Origin of the sequence: Streptomyces ambofaciens ATCC 23877 (assembly GCF_001267885.1) — a bacterium.
GTDB classification, from domain to species: Bacteria; Actinomycetota; Actinomycetes; order Streptomycetales; family Streptomycetaceae; genus Streptomyces; species Streptomyces ambofaciens.
Genome location: NZ_CP012382.1, coordinates 4,647,475 through 4,663,867, shown reverse-complemented (window position 1 = coordinate 4,663,867; position 16,393 = coordinate 4,647,475). Strand labels below are relative to the sequence as shown.

The 16,393-nt window shown below is 72.2% G+C and carries 12 protein-coding genes; 8 read left to right on the top strand and 4 right to left on the bottom strand.

The window, feature by feature from the left end:
• The first annotated feature begins 261 nt into the window (after positions 1-261).
• From SAM23877_RS20865 to SAM23877_RS20835, 7 genes are all read left to right on the top strand, one after another.
• The gene (locus SAM23877_RS20865; RefSeq protein ID WP_053135411.1) at positions 262-1,200 is read left to right on the top strand and encodes a M56 family metallopeptidase; all 939 of its coding nucleotides are present in this window, start codon (positions 262-264) and stop codon (positions 1,198-1,200) included.
• 190 nt (positions 1,201-1,390) lie between these two features.
• Positions 1,391-2,179: a GntR family transcriptional regulator gene (locus SAM23877_RS20860; protein WP_053135408.1), complete on the top strand. Its 789-nt coding sequence runs from the start codon at positions 1,391-1,393 to the stop codon at positions 2,177-2,179.
• Between the two features lie 59 nt (positions 2,180-2,238).
• Positions 2,239-2,466, top strand: coding sequence for a 4Fe-4S dicluster domain-containing protein (locus SAM23877_RS20855; protein ID WP_003992261.1), 228 nt, complete (start codon positions 2,239-2,241; stop codon positions 2,464-2,466).
• A 14-nt stretch (positions 2,467-2,480) separates the two neighbouring features.
• Complete coding sequence (locus SAM23877_RS20850) at positions 2,481-3,842, top strand: ABC transporter substrate-binding protein (RefSeq protein ID WP_053135405.1); 1,362 nt, start codon at positions 2,481-2,483, stop codon at positions 3,840-3,842.
• Positions 3,839-4,726, top strand: coding sequence for an ABC transporter permease (locus tag SAM23877_RS20845; protein ID WP_053135402.1), 888 nt, complete (start codon positions 3,839-3,841; stop codon positions 4,724-4,726). The genes SAM23877_RS20850 and SAM23877_RS20845 overlap by 4 nt, the downstream gene beginning before the upstream one ends.
• Entirely contained in the window at positions 4,704-5,510 is an 807-nt protein-coding gene (locus tag SAM23877_RS20840; RefSeq protein WP_053135400.1) for an ABC transporter ATP-binding protein, read from the top strand. Before SAM23877_RS20845 ends, SAM23877_RS20840 begins: the two co-directional genes overlap by 23 nt.
• 11 nt (positions 5,511-5,521) lie before the next feature.
• Positions 5,522-8,251, top strand: a complete 2,730-nt coding sequence (locus tag SAM23877_RS20835) for a fumarate reductase/succinate dehydrogenase flavoprotein subunit (RefSeq protein ID WP_053135397.1) — start codon at positions 5,522-5,524, stop codon at positions 8,249-8,251.
• A gap of 39 nt (positions 8,252-8,290) precedes the next feature.
• Here the strand turns inward: SAM23877_RS20835 and recQ are convergent, their stop codons facing one another.
• Positions 8,291-10,300 carry a DNA helicase RecQ gene (recQ, locus tag SAM23877_RS20830; RefSeq protein ID WP_053135394.1) on the bottom strand — a complete coding sequence of 670 codons (2,010 nt, stop codon included), beginning with the start codon at positions 10,298-10,300 and terminating at the stop codon, positions 8,291-8,293.
• Between the two features lie 233 nt (positions 10,301-10,533).
• Between recQ and SAM23877_RS20825 the strand changes: the two genes are divergently transcribed.
• On the top strand, positions 10,534-11,133 hold the full coding sequence (locus SAM23877_RS20825; RefSeq protein ID WP_053135391.1) for a Uma2 family endonuclease: 600 nt from the start codon (positions 10,534-10,536) through the stop codon (positions 11,131-11,133).
• A 71-nt stretch (positions 11,134-11,204) separates the two neighbouring features.
• Here SAM23877_RS20825 and nuoN read toward each other — a convergent pair whose 3' ends face one another.
• Genes nuoN through nuoL form a run of 3 tightly spaced genes read right to left on the bottom strand, consistent with a single transcriptional unit; the run spans position 11,205 to position 16,392 of the window.
• Positions 11,205-12,854, bottom strand: coding sequence for an NADH-quinone oxidoreductase subunit NuoN (nuoN, locus tag SAM23877_RS20820; protein ID WP_053135388.1), 1,650 nt, complete (start codon positions 12,852-12,854; stop codon positions 11,205-11,207).
• Positions 12,851-14,422 carry an NADH-quinone oxidoreductase subunit M gene (locus SAM23877_RS20815; RefSeq protein ID WP_053135385.1) on the bottom strand — a complete coding sequence of 524 codons (1,572 nt, stop codon included), beginning with the start codon at positions 14,420-14,422 and terminating at the stop codon, positions 12,851-12,853. The genes nuoN and SAM23877_RS20815 overlap by 4 nt, the downstream gene beginning before the upstream one ends.
• 5 nt (positions 14,423-14,427) lie before the next feature.
• Positions 14,428-16,392: an NADH-quinone oxidoreductase subunit L gene (gene nuoL / locus SAM23877_RS20810; RefSeq protein WP_053135383.1), complete on the bottom strand. Its 1,965-nt coding sequence runs from the start codon at positions 16,390-16,392 to the stop codon at positions 14,428-14,430.
• Position 16,393 lies beyond the last annotated feature (1 nt).

Genomic DNA, 16,393 nt, shown 5'->3' with positions numbered 1-16,393 from the left:
GCTCCGGCACCGGCCGAAGCCCGACGCCCCGCGCACCGACCGGACCGCAGTCCCGGCACGGTCCCGGCACAGACCCAGCCCAGCGCCACCCGCACCACCCCCGCACCACCTGGACTACCCGCACCACCTGCACTATCGGCACCACCACCACCACGAGCACCACCACAACCACCACCAGCACCAGCACCAGCACCAGCACCAGCCAGCCCCGCACAGCCAGAGCCGCCCGCCCTTCCGACACCAGGATCCGGAGCCCGTGGCATGACCGTCTGCCTGCTCCTGCTGTTCGCCGTCGCCGTGACCGCCGCGGTACCGGTGCCGCGCGCGCTGACCCGGTCCGCGTGGCCCGAGCGGGACCCCGTGGTCGCGCTGTGGGTGTGGCAGTGCCTGGTCGCCACCGTCCTGCTGTGCTGCCTGACGGCCCTCGTCCTCGGGGCCGCCGCCGTCTTCGGCACCGTCCGCGCCCAGCTCTTCGCGCCGGCACCGCCCGCGGTGACCGCGGCCTACAACCTCTCCGCCGGCCCGCCCTGGGCAGCCGCCCTCACCCTGCTGCTGGCCGGCGGGGCCGCGTGGACCACCGCCATGCTCGCCCGGGAGCTGGTCGAGGCCCGCCGTGGCCGCGCCCGTTCCCGCGCCCAGCTGCGTGAACGCGCTCCCGACCTGCCCGCCGGTCTCCCTACCGCCCGGGGTCCCCTGCTGGTCCTGGAGGACGAGTACCCGGACGCCTGGTGGATGCCCGGCCACCCGCCCCAGCTGATCGTCACCACCGGCGCCCTGCAGCGCCTCACCGACCACCAGCTCGACGCCGTCCTCACCCACGAGCGCGGCCATGCCCGGGCCCGGCACGACTGGCTGCTGCACCTGTCCACCGCGCTGGCCACCGGCTTCCCGCGAGTCCCGCTCTTCGCCCACTTCTGCGACCAGACCCACCGCCTGGTCGAGCTGTCCGCCGACGACACCGCCTCCCGCCGCTGCGGCCACCTGACCACGGCACTGGCGCTGATCGAACTCAACCAGCACCGGGGCGTCCTGTCCTGCGCCTCCAGTCACCGCCTCCTCGGCGAGCGGGTCGACCGCCTCCTCGAACCGCCGCCCCGCCTGACCCCCCGGCACCGGGCCCTGACCACGGCCACGGCCGCCCTCGTCCCCCTCCTCCCCCTGCTGATCACCTTCGCCCCGGGGCTGACGGCGCTGGCGTAGCCCTGCTCCGGCGCGGCACGGACCTCGGCGCCCGTGCCCGCGCCGGGCCGGATCCGCAGCCGGTCCCGGGTGGCGGAACTCGTCCCCGGAGCAGGGAAAAGCGCAGCTCATCCCCCTGCCCGGGGAAGCCCCCGGTGGCGCAACAAACCAGCAACACCACTCACGCCACCCACTCGGTATGGTCCAGCCCATGCCCCCCTCCGAACGCCTCCGGGACCACGTCGGCCAGGGCGCGACCACCGTCGCCGCCCACCGCACGCGGCGTCGGCTGCGCGCCGACCGGGCCCGTCAACTGGCCGACCTGCTGCGCCGGCAACTGCTCACCGACGCCTTCCCCGACGGCGCGCTGCCCCACGAGGACGCGCTCGCCGCGGAGTACGACGCCACCCGGAACACGGTCCGCCAAGCCCTGGACCTGCTGCGCGCCGAGGGGCTGGTCACCCGGCAGCCCGGTGTCGGCACCGTGCTCGCCACCCGCAAGTACCCCCACGGACTGGACCGTCTGATGGGCCTCGCGGAGACCCTGCACGAACACGGGCGGGTCACCAACGAGGTGCGGGCCACCGTCCCCGTCCCGGCCCCCGCCCCGGTCGCCGAACGCCTCCGCGTCCCACCCGGCGAGGACGTCCTCTACATCGAACGCCTGCGCCGCCTGAACGGCGTCCCCCTCTCCCTGGACCACACCTACCTTCCCCTCGACACCGGCACCGCCCTGCTCGGCGCCGACCTCGAGAACAACGACGTCTTCCACCTGCTGGAGTCCGTCACCGGCACGCCGCTCGGCCACGCCGAGATCAATCTGGAGGCCGTCAGCGCCGACGCGCACTCCGCCGCCGTGCTCGAGACCCCGCGGGGCGCGGCCGTCCTCATGCTGGAACGGCTCACCCACCTCGCGGACGGCCGCCCGGTCGACCTGGAGTTCATCCGCTTCCGCGGCGACCGCATCGCGATGAGCGGCCTGCTCCACCGGTCCGCGTAGTCACCCGGCCCGCGCCCTCGCTTCCGCGCATCCTCCCTCGCACCTTCCTGGAGACAGCCATGCCCTTGGCGCCCCAGCGGGCCGACGTGCCCGTGACCATCGACGAGTCGAAGTGCATCGACGGCTGCACCCTCTGCGTGGACATGTGCCCGCTGGACTCCCTGGCCATCGACGAGCGCAACGGCAAGGCCTACATGCACGTCGACGAGTGCTGGTACTGCGGCCCGTGCGCGGCCCGCTGCCCCACCGGGGCCGTCACGGTCAACATGCCCTACCTGCTCCGGTGAGAGGCCCGCATCCCATGAAACAGACCCGCACCGGCATCCCCGCGGCCGCGGCCGCCGCCGCGCTGCTCCTGCCCCTCACCGCCTGCGGTGGCGACGCCTCGGCCGACGGTGACGGATCCACGGTCACCGTGACCGTCGGCTACCAGTCCCGGACGATCAACACCGTCACCGCCGGCACCCTGCTGCGCTCCCTCGGCTCCTTCGAGAAGCAGCTCGACGCCCTCGGTGACGGCCGCACCTACAAGGTGAAGTGGCAGGACTACGCGACCGGCGCCCCCATCACCGCCCAGATGACCGCCGGGAAGATCGACATCGGCTCGATGGGCGACTTCCCCCTCCTCATCAACGCGGCCCGCGGCCAACAGCTCGGCAAGCCGACCCGCCTGGTCTCGGTCACCGGCTACAACCTGCGCGGCGGCCTCAACACCATCGTCACCGCACCCGGTTCGCGGCTCACCTCCCTCAAGGACCTGAAGGGCAAGAAGGTCTCGACGAGCGTCGGCTCGGCCGCCGACGGCACCCTCGTCCGCGCCCTGCGCCGCGCCGGCCTCGACCCCGCCGAGGACATCGAGAAGCTCAACCAGGAGCCCGCGGTCGGCGCCTCGGCCCTGTCGTCGGGAAGTGCCGACGCCCTGTCGCAGTTCGTCGCCTGGCCCGGCCTGCTCGCCCGGCAGGGCAAGGCGAAGGCGCTGTACGACGGCGCGCTGCTGAACCTGCCCACCTTCCACGGAGTGACCGCCCGGGAGGACTTCGCCAAGCGGCGCCCGGCCGTGCTGGAGGCGTTCCTGAAGGCGCAGGCCCAGGCGACCGACTACCTCGCCTCCCACCCCGTGGACGCCGCCGAGAAGGTCGCGAAGGCCACGGGCCTGCCCGCCGAGGCCGTCTACCTCTACAACGGCGCCCAGGGCATCGCCACCTTCGACCCGGCGATCAGGCCCCAGCTCGTGGCGGCCCTCAAGGAGGACGTGTCGATCCTCAAGGACGCCAGGCTCACCGGCGACGTGGACGTGGACGCCTTCGTGGACGACAGGTACGTGAAGAAGGCGCTCGGACCGGCCGAGTACGCCGAACGGCTCGCCGCCGGCCCCCCAAAACCGGCCGGCGAGGTCTGGCCCGAGGGGGCACGGAAGACCCTGGCCTTCGCTTCGCCCACCGCCCTGCTGAGGCACGTGGCCGGGCACCGCGACTCGGTGCGCGCCGCCTACGTCCCCGACGCCACGACCGGCACCCTGTGGTTCGCCGACCGGGCGGTGTGGGTGGCCGACGGCACCGCGCTCCTGCCCTTCGTCGCCCCGGAGACCGCGCAGGCGTACGTCGCCGGACACGGCGGGGCCCGGGTCATCACGTACGACCAGGCGCTGGAGCGCGCGTCATGACCCGCTACGCGCTGCGCGCCGCCTCGCTCGGCGTCGCCCTCGGCCTGTGGCAACTGCTGACCAGCCGGAACATCGACCTGTGGCTGCGCTTCTCGCAGTTCCCCACGGTCACCGACGTGGCGCACGCCTTCGCCGGCCGGCTGTCCGGGTCCGACTACTGGACGGACCTCACCGACAGCCTCACCCGCATCCTCACCGGCTTCCTGCTCGCCGCCGTACTGGGCGTGGGCGCCGGCGTGCTCGTGGCACGCTCGCGGCTCGCGGAGGACCTGCTGGGTCCGGTGCTGGAAGTGGTCCGGCCCGTTCCCGCCATCGCCCTGGTCCCCGTCGCCATCCTCCTCTTCCCCTCCAACGAACAGGGCATCGTCTTCATCACCTGCACGGCGGCCTTCTTCCCGGTCCTGGTCTCCACCCGGCACGCGGTCCGCGCGCTGGCCCCCGTGTGGGAGGAGGCCGTACGGACCATGGGCGGCGGCCGGTGGCGGGTGCTGGGCTCCGTGGTCCTGCCGGGTGCGCTGCCCGGCGTCTTCGGCGGGCTGTCGGTCGGCATCGGCGTCTCGTGGATCTGCGTCATCTCCGCCGAGATGATCTCCGGCCAGTACGGCGTGGGCTACCGCACCTGGCAGGACTACACCGTCGTCGACTACCCGGGCGTGTTCGTCGGCATGGTCACGATCGGCGTGCTCGGCTGGCTGACCTCCACCGCCGTGGAACTGCTCGGCCGTCGGCTGACCCGCTGGCTCCCGCGCACCTCGTACGTCCCCGCCGCCGCCCGCACGAAGCCCGCCCGCGCCGCGGCGACGGCGGCCCCGCCCACCCGCACCGCCGCTCCCGAGAGGCACGACACCGAGGAGGCACGCGATGAGCACCTCGTCCGGGACTGAGCCCGTGACCCGCCCGCCGGCCGGGGAGCGTACCTCCCCGCGCGGCACCCGGCTGACCCTGCGCGACGCGGCACTCGGCCGCCCGGACGCCCCCGCCCTGACCGGCGTGGACATCGACGTCGCCCCCGGCGAGATCCTCACCGTGACCGGCCCGTCGGGCTGCGGGAAGTCGACGCTGCTGCGCACGCTCGCCGGCCTGCTGCCGCCCCTGGCCGGGTCGGTGGAACAGGACGGACGGCACGTCACCGGGCCGGCCGCGGACCGCGCACTGGTCTTCCAGGAGGACGCCCTTCTGCCCTGGCGCACCCTGCGCGCCAACGTCGAACTCCCCCTGGCCATCCAGGGAGTGCCCCGGGCGGAACGCCGGGAACAGGCGGCGGCCTGGCTCGACCGGGTCGGACTCGCCGCGCAGGCACGGCAGTTGCCGCACCGCGTGTCCGGAGGCCAGCGCCAGCGCGCCCAGCTGGCCCGCGCCCTCGCCGGGCGCCCTCGCGCCGTCCTGATGGACGAGCCCTTCGGCGCGCTGGACGCGCAGACCCGCTCGGGCATGCAGGACCTTCTCGTCGAGGTGCTGCACGGCACGGGCGCGAGCGTCGTCTTCGTCACCCACGACGTGGACGAGGCCCTGTTCCTCGGCGACCGGGTCGCCCTCCTCGGCGCCGGACACCTCACCGCCGTACGGGACGTTCCCCGCCCGCGGGACCGCGCGGCCCACGGCGACCCGGCGCGCCTGGCGCTGCGACGCGACGTCCTGGCCTCCCTCGGCACATCCCTCGGCACCTGAAAGGCCCTCTGGTGGAGATCCCCGCCCTCACCGACGCCGAAGAACTCTCCTGCGACGTCCTCGTCGTCGGCGGCGGCACCGCCGGCACCATGGCGGCGCTGACCGCCGCCGAGCACGGCGCGAACGTACTGCTGCTGGAGAAGGCGCACGTCCGCCACTCCGGAGCCCTCGCCATGGGCATGGACGGCGTCAACAACGCCGTCGTCCCCGGCCGGGCCGAACCCGACGACTACGTCGCCGAGATCACCCGCGCCAACGACGGCATCGTCGACCAGTCCACCGTCCGCCAGACCGCGACCCGGGGCTTCGCCATGGTGCAGCGGCTGGAGTCGTACGGCGTGAAGTTCGAGAAGGACGAGCACGGCGAGTACGCGGTCCGCCAGGTGCACCGGTCCGGCTCCTACGTGCTGCCCATGCCCGAGGGCAAGGACGTCAAGAAGGTCCTCTACCGGCAACTGCGCCGGCGCGAGATGCGCGAGCGCATCCGCATCGAGAACCGTGTCATGCCGGTCCGGGTCCTGACCGCCGGAGGCCGGGCCGTGGGCGCGGCCGGTTTCCACACCCGCACCGGACGGTTCGTGACCGTCCGCGCGGGCGCCGTGATCCTGGCGACCGGGGCCTGCGGACGGCTCGGCCTGCCCGCCTCCGGCTACCTCTACGGCACCTACGAGAACCCCACCAACGCCGGTGACGGCTACGCCATGGCCTACCACGCCGGAGCGGAACTCACCGGCATCGAGTGCTTCCAGATCAACCCGCTGATCAAGGACTACAACGGGCCGGCCTGCGCCTACGTCGCCAACCCCTTCGGCGGCTACCAGGTCAACCGCAACGGCGAACGCTTCGTCGACTCCGACTACTGGTCGGGCCAGATGATGGCCGAGTTCGCGGCGGAGGTCGCCAGTGACCGCGGGCCGGTGTACCTGAAGCTCAGCCACCTCCCGGAGGAGTCGGTCGCCGCCCTGGAGGGCATCCTGCACTCCACCGAGCGTCCGACCCGCGGCACCTTCCACGCAGGCCGGGGACACGACTACCGCACGCACGACGTCGAGATGCACATCTCCGAGATCGGCCTGTGCGGCGGCCACTCCGCCTCGGGCGTCCGCGTCGACGACCACGCCCGCACCACCGTCCCCGGCCTCTACGCCGCCGGTGACCTGGCCTGCGTGCCGCACAACTACATGATCGGCGCGTTCGTCTTCGGCGACCTGGCGGGTGCGGACGCCGCGCGGTACCGCCCCTACGAGGGGGACCTGCCCGCCGACCAGCTGCGCGCCGCGCACGAACTGGTGTACCGCCCGCTGCGCAACCCGGAGGGCCCGCCGCAGCCCCAGGTCGAGTACAAACTGCGCCGCTTCGTGAACGACTACGTGACCCCGCCGAAGTCCGGTGCCCGGCTCTCGCTCGCCCTGGAGGCGTTCGAGCGGATGCGTGCCGACGTCGCCGCGATGGGCGCCCGCACCCCGCACGAGCTGATGCGCTGCGCCGAGGTCACCTTCATCCGCGACTGCGCGGAGATGGCCGCGAGGGCCTCCCTGGCCCGCACGGAGTCCCGCTGGGGCCTCTACCACGACCGCCTCGACCACCCCGGCCGTGACGACGTCTCCTGGTTCCACCATCTCGATCTGCACAAGTCCCCCTCCGGTGCGATGGAGTTCACGGCCCGGCCCGTGGCTCCCTATCTGGTACCGATCGACGAGTTCGCCCCGGTCGGCGGCCCCTCCCGGCACCTCGGCGAGGTGCACCCGGAGCAGGTCTCCACGGCCGGTGCGCGTGACGTGGCGCCGGTCGCCGCGGTGCCGCCGTCCCCGGCCGGCGGCGAGGACGCGGCCCGCGGCGGCCGGGACGCCGCGGCCCCGGCCTCACCGCGGCTGCTGGAACTCCTCGCCCTGGCCGACGGCGAACCGCCGCTCGCCGCCCTGCGGCCCTACCTGTCGGACCCCCTGCCGGCCGTCAGGCGCACCGCGGTCACCGTCCTCACCGAGACCGTGCCGGACGGCACCGGCCCGGCGCTCGCGGCGCTGCTGTCCGACGCCGACGGCGAGGTACGGGCGGCGGCAGCGGCCTCCCTGCGCGAACTGGCCGAGACGCTGACGTCGGAACCCGCCCTGGGCGACCCCCTCGTCCGAGCGCTGGCCCAGCCCGACCCCCTCGTCCGCGCCACCGCCCTCGACCTGCTCCGCGCGCTGCGACTGGGTGACGCCGGCACGTTCACGACGGCGTTGGACGACCCCGACGCCGCCGTCCGTGTCGAAGCCGTACGCGGCCTGGTCTCCCTGGACGCCGCCGAACTGGTCGCCCTCGCGGCCCCGGACCCGTCCCGTGAGGTACGGGTGACCGTGGCCAAGGCCCTGGGGACCCTGAGGGCGGAGCCGCTCACGGGCGGTGCCCTCGACCGGCTGACCGAGGACCCCGACCCGCTCGTCCGGGGCGCCGCCTTCGCGGCCCTCGCGCGGTCGGGCTGCCCGGACCGGCCGGCCGCACGAGCCGTCGACGCTCTGGGGGACCCCGCCTGGCAGGTGCGTTCCGGCGCGGCCACCGCGTTGTCGGCGGCCGCCGCCGGGATCGCGGTGGCCGCCCTCGCCAAGGCCCTGGCCGACCCGAACGCGGACGTCCGCAAGGCCGCCGTCCTGGCTCTGACCCGGCACACGGCCACCAGCGCGGACGCCCGGGCCGCGCTCTCCACGGTCACGGCCGACTCCGACGCCGACGTCAGGGCCTACGCGGCCAAGGCGCTGTAGTACCCGGGGCGCGCCGGTACGGCCGGCACCGCGCGGCGCCTATATCCAGTCGTCCGGCTCCGGCTCGGGCCAGTCGTCCGCGTCGGGGCCGGAGCCGTCCGACGACCGGTCGGCCGCGGACGCTGCGGGGGCCGCGGGCGATGCGGCGGCGTCCGGTCCTCGGAGCCCGGCCAGTACGGCGAGTACACCCTCCCCGTACGTCACCAGCTTCTTCTCGCCCACCCCGCTGACGCCCCCGAGCTGCTCGACCGAGGCGGGCCAGGCGGTGGCGATCTCCCGGAGGGTGGCGTCGTGGAAGATGACGTACGCCGGGACGCCCTGTTCCCGGGCCTGCTCCGCGCGCCAGGCGCGCAGGGCCTCGAAGGCGGGGACCAGGTCCTGGGGCAGTTCGGCGGCGGCGGCCTTGGACTTGCGGTCGCCGCGACCGCCGCCCGTCGTCCGTGCCGCGGCCGGCTTCTTGGGCTCCTTGCGCAGCGGCACGTCCCGCTCCCGCCGCAGCACCGCCCCGCTGTCCTCGGTCAGCACCAGCGTGCCGTACTCGCCCTCGACGGCGAGCAGGCCCTGGGCCAGCAGCTGCCGGGCGACGCCGCGCCACTCGCCCTCGGTCAGCTCCTCGCCGATGCCGAACACGGAGAGCTGGTCGTGGTCGAACTGGATCACCTTGGCGGTGCGCTTGCCCAGCAGGATGTCGATGATCTGGCCCGCGCCGAACTTCTGCCCGCGCTCCCGCTTCAGCCGCACCACCGTCGACAGCACCTTCTGCGCCGCCACCGTGCCGTCCCAGGTCTCCGGCGGGGTGAGGCAGGTGTCGCAGTTGCCGCAGCCGGCCGGGTCCGGTTCCTGGCCGAAGTAGGCGAGGAGCTGGCCGCGGCGGCAGCGGGCGGTCTCGCACAGGGCGAGCATCGCGTCCAGGTGGGACTGCGCGCGGCGGCGGAACGCCTCGTCGCCCTCGCCGGACTGGATCATCTTGCGCTGCTGTATGACGTCGTTCAGTCCGTACGCCATCCACGCCGTCGACGGCAGCCCGTCCCGGCCGGCGCGGCCCGTCTCCTGGTAGTACCCCTCGACCGACTTGGGCAGGTCGAGGTGGGCGACGAAGCGCACGTCCGGCTTGTCGATGCCCATGCCGAAGGCGATGGTCGCCACGACCACCAGGCCCTCCTCGCGCAGGAACCTCGACTGGTGCGCCGCGCGGGTGCCCGCGTCGAGGCCCGCGTGGTACGGCACCGCCTCGATGCCGTTGCGGCAGAGGAACTCGGCGGTCTTGTCGACGGAGTTGCGCGAGAGGCAGTAGACGATGCCCGCGTCCCCCGCGTGCTCCTCGCGCAGGAAGCTCAGCAGCTGCTTCTTGGGGTCGCTCTTGGGCACGATGCGGTACTGGATGTTGGGCCGGTCGAAGCTGGCCACGAAGTGCCGGGCCGCCGGCATGTTCAGCCGCTCGGTGATCTCGCGGTGCGTCGCGTGCGTGGCCGTGGCCGTCAACGCGAGCCGGGGCACGTCCGGCCAGCGCTCACCGAGCAGCGACAGGGCGAGGTAGTCGGGCCGGAAGTCGTGGCCCCACTGCGAGACGCAGTGCGCCTCGTCGATCGCGAAGAGGGAGATCTTGCCCCGGGAGAGCAGGTCGAGGGTGCCCTCCAGCCGCAGCCGCTCGGGGGCCAGGTACAGCAGGTCCAGCTCGCCGGCGAGGAACTCGGCCTCCACCACGCGCCGCTCGTCGAAGTCCTGCGTGGAGTTCATGAACCCCGCCCGCACACCGAGCGCGCGCAGGGCGTCCACCTGGTCCTGCATGAGCGCGATGAGCGGTGAGACCACGATGCCCGTGCCGGGCCTGACCAGGGACGGAATCTGGTAGCAGAGCGACTTGCCGCCGCCGGTTGGCATGAGCACGACGGCGTCGCCGCCCGCCACCACGTGCTCGACGATCGCCTCCTGCTCGCCGCGGAAGGACTCGTACCCGAAGACCCGGTGCAGCGTGGCCAGCGCCTCGCCGCCCACGCCCGTCGCCTGTACCGTCTCTGCCATCTCGCCGATCACGCCCGTCCCGCCCATCGTCCTGTCCCCCGTACGCCCTGCCTCGCCCGTCTGGTCCGTCGTGTCCCGACCACTGCCTCAACGATAGGGGGCCGCGCCGACAGCCTCGGAGTTATCCACAGGCCCACCCGCCGTGACGACCGTCATGCGCGTCAAGGACACGACAGTCGTTCACACGTTCGCGGGAGACCTGCCCGTTTCTGGCGGATAGTCTGATTGCACCCGCGAGACTCCGTCCCATGGGAGCACTGATGAGCGTCGCACCGAGGACGTCCACACCCGACTGGCCGATCCCGCCGGAGGGCGGCTGGACGGCGGACGACCTGGACCGGCTTCCGAACCTGCCTCCGCATACGGAGCTGATCGACGGGAGCCTCGTCTTCGTGAGTCCGCAGACCCTTTTCCACTCACGCGCTGTCGACTACTTCAACTGGCAGCTTCAGTCCCTCGCCCCGGCGGAGTTCGAGGTCATTCGCGAGTTCACCATCGACATCGACCGGCAGAACCGGCCCGAGCCGGATGTCATCGTCGTGCGCGGCGACGTGGTCGACGACCCTGAGCAGACCCGCTACCCCGCCGAGGCCGTCACCCTGGCCATCGAGGTCGTCTCCGCCGAGTCCGTCTCCCGCGACCGCGAGACCAAGCCCCTGAAGTACGCCCGGGCCGGCATCGCCCACTACTGGCGGGTGGAGAACGAGAAGGGTCTCGCCGTCGTCCACGCCTTCGAGCTGGAGCCCACCACCCGCGCCTACACCGGCGTAGGCATCTTCCGTGAACGCATGAAGGTGAGCGCTCCCTTCCCGATGGACCTGGACCTGACCGCCATCAAGGCACGCCGCGGCGGCGAGTGACCCCCGCACACGGCGGCGGCCCGGCACCCCCCGAGGGTGCCGGGCCGCCGCCGTGTGCGGGGCATGCCGCGTCAGCGCACGAACACCCCCGCCTGTCCCGCCAGGTCCAGGAAGTACTGCGGCGCCACACCGAGCACCACCGTGACCGCCACGCCCACGCCGATCGCCGTCATCGTCAGCGGTGACGGCACCGCCACGGTCGGGCCCTCGGGCCGGGGCTCGCTGAAGAACATCAGGACGATGACGCGGATGTAGAAGAACGCCGCGATCGCCGACGAGATCACACCGATCACGACCAGCGGGGCCGCGCCACCCTCCGCCGCCGCCTTGAACACGGCGAACTTCCCGGAGAACCCGGAGGTGAGCGGGATGCCCGCGAAGGCCAGCAGGAACACCGCGAACACGGCCGCCACCAGGGGCGACCTGCGCCCGAGCCCGGCCCACTTCGACAGGTGCGTCGCCTCGCCGCCCGCGTCGCGCACCAGTGTGACCACCGCGAAGGCGCCGATGGTCACGAAGGAGTACGCAGCCAGGTAGAAGAGGACGGACGAGATGCCGTCCGGCGTGGTCGCGATGACACCGGCGAGGATGAAGCCCGCGTGCGCGATGGACGAGTACGCCAGCAGCCGCTTGATGTCCGTCTGCGTGATCGCGACGATCGCGCCGGCCAGCATGGTGACGATCGCCACGGCCCACATCACCGGCCGCCAGTCCCAGCGCAGGCCGGGCAGGACGACGTAGAGGATGCGGAGCAGGGCGCCGAAGGCCGCGACCTTGGTGGCCGCCGCCATGAAGCCGGTCACCGGTGTCGGCGCACCCTGGTACACGTCCGGTGTCCACATGTGGAAGGGCACCGCGCCCACCTTGAACAGCAGGCCCATGACGACCAGCGCGGCACCGACGAGCAGCAGCGCGTCGTTGCCCATGGTGTCGGCGAGCGCCGGGGTGACGTTCTGGACGGTGCCGTCGACGACCTGCGCGATCGTGCCGTACGACATCGAGCCCGCGTAGCCGTAGAGCAGGGCGATGCCGAACAGGGTGAACGCGGAGGCGAACGCGCCGAGCAGGAAGTACTTGACCGCGGCCTCCTGCGACATCAGCCGCTTGCGGCGGGCCAGCGCGCACAGCAGGTACAGCGGGAGGGAGAAGACCTCCAGGGCCACGAAGAGGGTCAGCAGGTCGTTGGCCGCCGGGAAGACCAGCATGCCGGCGACGGCGAACATCAGCAGCGGGAACACCTCGGTGGTGGTGAACCCGGCCTTCACCGCCTTCTGCTCGCTCTCGCTGCCCGGCACGGAAGCGGCCTGGGCGGCGAAGGAGTCGACGCGGTTGCCGTGCACCTCCGGGTCGAGTCGCCGCTCGGCGAAGGTGAACAGGCCGACCAGGCTCGCCAGCAGGATGGTGCCCTGCAGGAACAGGGCCGGTCCGTCGACGGCGATGGCGCCCATCGCCGCGATGCCCGCCTTGGTCGTGCCGTATCCGCCCGCCGCCAGGGCGACGACCGCGGCGAACGCGGCGACGATCGCCACGGCGGCCACGAACGTCTGCACGTAATAGCGGGACCTGCGCGGGACGAAGGCCTCGATCAGGATTCCGACGATCGCCGCGCCGAGGATGATGAGGGTGGGCGACAGCTGCCCGTACTCGATCTTCGGCGCGTCGATCTTCGAGATCGGATCGGCCGCCGTTGTCCACAGGCTGTGGACGGCTGTTGCGCTCACTTGGCCGCCTCCACCTCAGGCTGGGGGTCCTTCTTGTGTACGTCGGACATGGTCTGCTCCACCGCGGGGTTGACGATGTCCGTGACGGGCTTCGGGAAGACGCCCAGGAAGATCAGCAGCGCCACCAGCGGCGCCACGACCACCAGCTCACGCACCCGCAGGTCGGGCATCGCGCTCACCTCGGGTTTCACCGGGCCCGTCATCGTCCGTTGGTAGAGGACGAGGGTGTAGAGCGCGGCGAGCACGATGCCGAAGGTGGCGATGATGCCGATCACCGGATAGCGCGTGAACGTGCCGACCAGGACCAGGAACTCACTGACGAAGGGCGCGAGGCCCGGCAGGGAGAGCGTCGCGAGGCCGCCGATCAGGAAGGTGCCCGCGAGCACCGGGGCGACCTTCTGCACTCCGCCGTAGTCGGCGATGAGCCGCGAGCCGCGCCGGGAGATCAGGAAGCCGGCGATCAGCATCAGCACGGCGGTGGAGATCCCGTGGTTGACCATGTAGAGCGTCGCGCCGGACTGGCCCTGGCTGGTCATCGCGAAGATGCCCATGATGATAAAGCCGAAGTGCGAGATCGACGCGTAGGCGATCAGCCGCTTGATGTCGCGCTGGCCGACGGCGAGCAGCGCACCGTAGATGATGCTGATGACCGCCAGGACGAGGATCACCGGCGTCGCCCACTTGCTCGCCTCCGGGAAGAGCTGGAGGCAGAAGCGGAGCATCGCGAAGGTGCCGACCTTGTCGACGACCGCCGTGATGAGCACGGCGACCGGCGCGGTCGACTCCTGCATGGCGTTGGGCAGCCAGGTGTGCAGCGGCCACAGCGGCGCCTTCACCGCGAAGGCGAGGAAGAAGCCGAGGAACAGCCACCGCTCGGTGTTGGTCGCCATGTCCAGCTCACCGCTGGCCCGTGCCGCGGCGATCTCGGCGAGGGAGAAGTTCCCGGCGACCACGTACAGCCCGATCACCGCGGCCAGCATGATCAGTCCGCCGGCCAGGTTGTAGAGGAGGAACTTCACGGCGGCGTACGACCGCTGCGTGGCCGCCGTCTTCTCGCCGTGCTCGTGGGCCCGGTCCCCGAAGCCGCCGATGAGGAAGTACATCGGGATCAGCATGGCTTCGAAGAAGATGTAGAAGAGGAAGACGTCGGTGGCCTCGAAGGAGATGATCACCATCGCCTCGACGGCCAGGATCAGGGCGAAGAAGCCCTGCGTCGGCCGCCACCGGCTGCTGCCGGTCTCCAGCGGGTCGGCGTCGTGCCAGCCCGCCAGGATGATGAACGGGATGAGCAGGGCGGTCAGTGCGATCAGCGCCACCGCGATGCCGTCCACGCCCAGTTCGTACCGGACGCCGAAGTCGGCGATCCAGGAGTGGGACTCGGTGAGCTGGTACCGGTCGCCGTCGGGGTCGAAGCGGACCAGCACCGCGACCGCCAGCGCCAGCGTGGCCAGCGAGACCAGCAGCGCCAGCCACTTGGCCACCGTGCGTTTCGCGGCCGGCACGGCGGCCGTGGCGATGGCCCCGACGGCCGGGAGCGCCGCCGTGAGCGTCAGCAGGGGAAAGGACATCGGTATCAGACCGCCCTCATCAGCAGGGTCGCGGCGACGAGGACCGCCGCACCGCCGAACATCGAGACCGCGTAACTGCGCGCGAACCCGTTCTGCAGCTTGCGCATCCGCCCGGACAGGCCGCCGACCGAGGCCGCCGTGCCGTTGACGACCCCGTCGACCAGGGTGTGGTCGACGTAGACCAGGGAGCGCGTGAGGTGCTCGCCGCCGCGGACCAGGACGACGTGGTTGAAGTCGTCCTGGAGCAGGTCGCGCCGGGCGGCCCGGGTGAGCAGCGACCCGCGCGGGGCGACGGCCGGGACCGGACGGCGCCCGTACTGCGCCCAGGCGGCCGCCACACCGACGACCATCACGGCGACCGTGGAGACCGTGACCGTGAGGGCGCTGATCGGCGCGTGTCCGTGGTCGTGCCCGGTGATGGGCTCCAGCCAGTGCACGAAGCGGTCGCCGATGCTGAAGAACGCGCCGCCGAACACCGAGCCGACGGCCAGCACGATCATCGGGATCGTCATGAGCCCGGGCGACTCGTGCGGGTGCGGCGGCGTGTACTCCCCGCGGGTCTCCGCGGCGGGCTCCACATCGGGCCGCGCGGGCGACGGCGTCGGCGCCTTGCGCCAGCGCTCCTCGCCGAAGAACGTCATCAGCATCACGCGCGTCATGTAGTACGCGGTGATGGCCGCGCCCAGCAGGGCCACGCCGCCGAGGATCCAGCCCTCGGTGCCGCCCTTGGCGAACGCCGACTCGATGATCTTGTCCTTGGAGAAGAAGCCGGACAGGCCCGGGAAGCCGATGATGGCGAGGTAGCCGAGGCCGAAGGTGACGAAGGTGACCGGCATGTACTTGCGCAGTCCGCCGTAGCGGCGCATGTCGACCTCGTCGTTCATGCCGTGCATGACGGAGCCGGCGCCGAGGAACAGCCCGGCCTTGAAGAAGCCGTGCGTCACCAGGTGCATGATCGCGAAGACGTAGCCGATGGGGCCGAGACCGGCCGCCAGCACCATGTAGCCGATCTGCGACATGGTCGACCCGGCCAGCGCCTTCTTGATGTCGTCCTTGGCGCAACCGACGATCGCACCGAACAGCAGCGTGACCGCGCCGACGATGGCGACGACCAGTTGGGCGTCGGGCGCGCCGTTGAAGATCGCGCCGGAGCGGACGATCAGGTACACGCCCGCCGTCACCATGGTCGCGGCGTGGATGAGGGCGGAGACCGGGGTCGGGCCCTCCATCGCGTCCCCGAGCCAGGACTGCAGCGGCACCTGGGCGGACTTTCCGCAGGCGGCGAGCAGCAGCATCAGGGCGATCGCGGTCAGCTTGCCCTCGTCGGCCGAGCCCGCGAGCCCGGCCTCCCCGTGGCCGCCGAGCACCGGCCCGAAGGCGAAGGTGCCGAACCACAGGAACATCAGCATGATCGCGATGGAGAGGCCCATGTCACCGACGCGGTTGACCAGGAAGGCCTTCTTCGCGGCGGTGGCGGCACTCGGCTTGTGCTGCCAGAAGCCGATCAGCAGGTAGGAGGCGAGGCCGACGCCCTCCCAGCCGACGTACAGCAGCAGGTAGTTGTCGGCGAGGACGAGCAGCAGCATCGCCGCGAGGAACAGGTTCAGGTAGCCGAAGAAGCGGCGGCGCCGCTCGTCGTGCTCCATGTAGGCGACCGAGTACAGGTGGATGAGCGAGCCGACGCCGGTGATCAGCAGGACGAACGTCATCGACAACTGGTCGAGCCGGAAGGCGACGTCGGCCTGGAACCCCTCCACCGGGATCCAGCTGAACAGGTGCTGCGTCAGGGTGCGGTCCTCGGCGCCGCTGCCGAGCATGTCGGCGAAGAGGACGACGCCGATCACGAAGGACGCGGCGGCCAGCAGCGTGCCGATCCAGTGACCGACGGCGTCCAGCCGGCGTCCGCCGCACAGCAGGACCGCCGCTCCGAGCAAGGGCGCCGCCACCAGCAGCGCAATCAGATTTTCCACG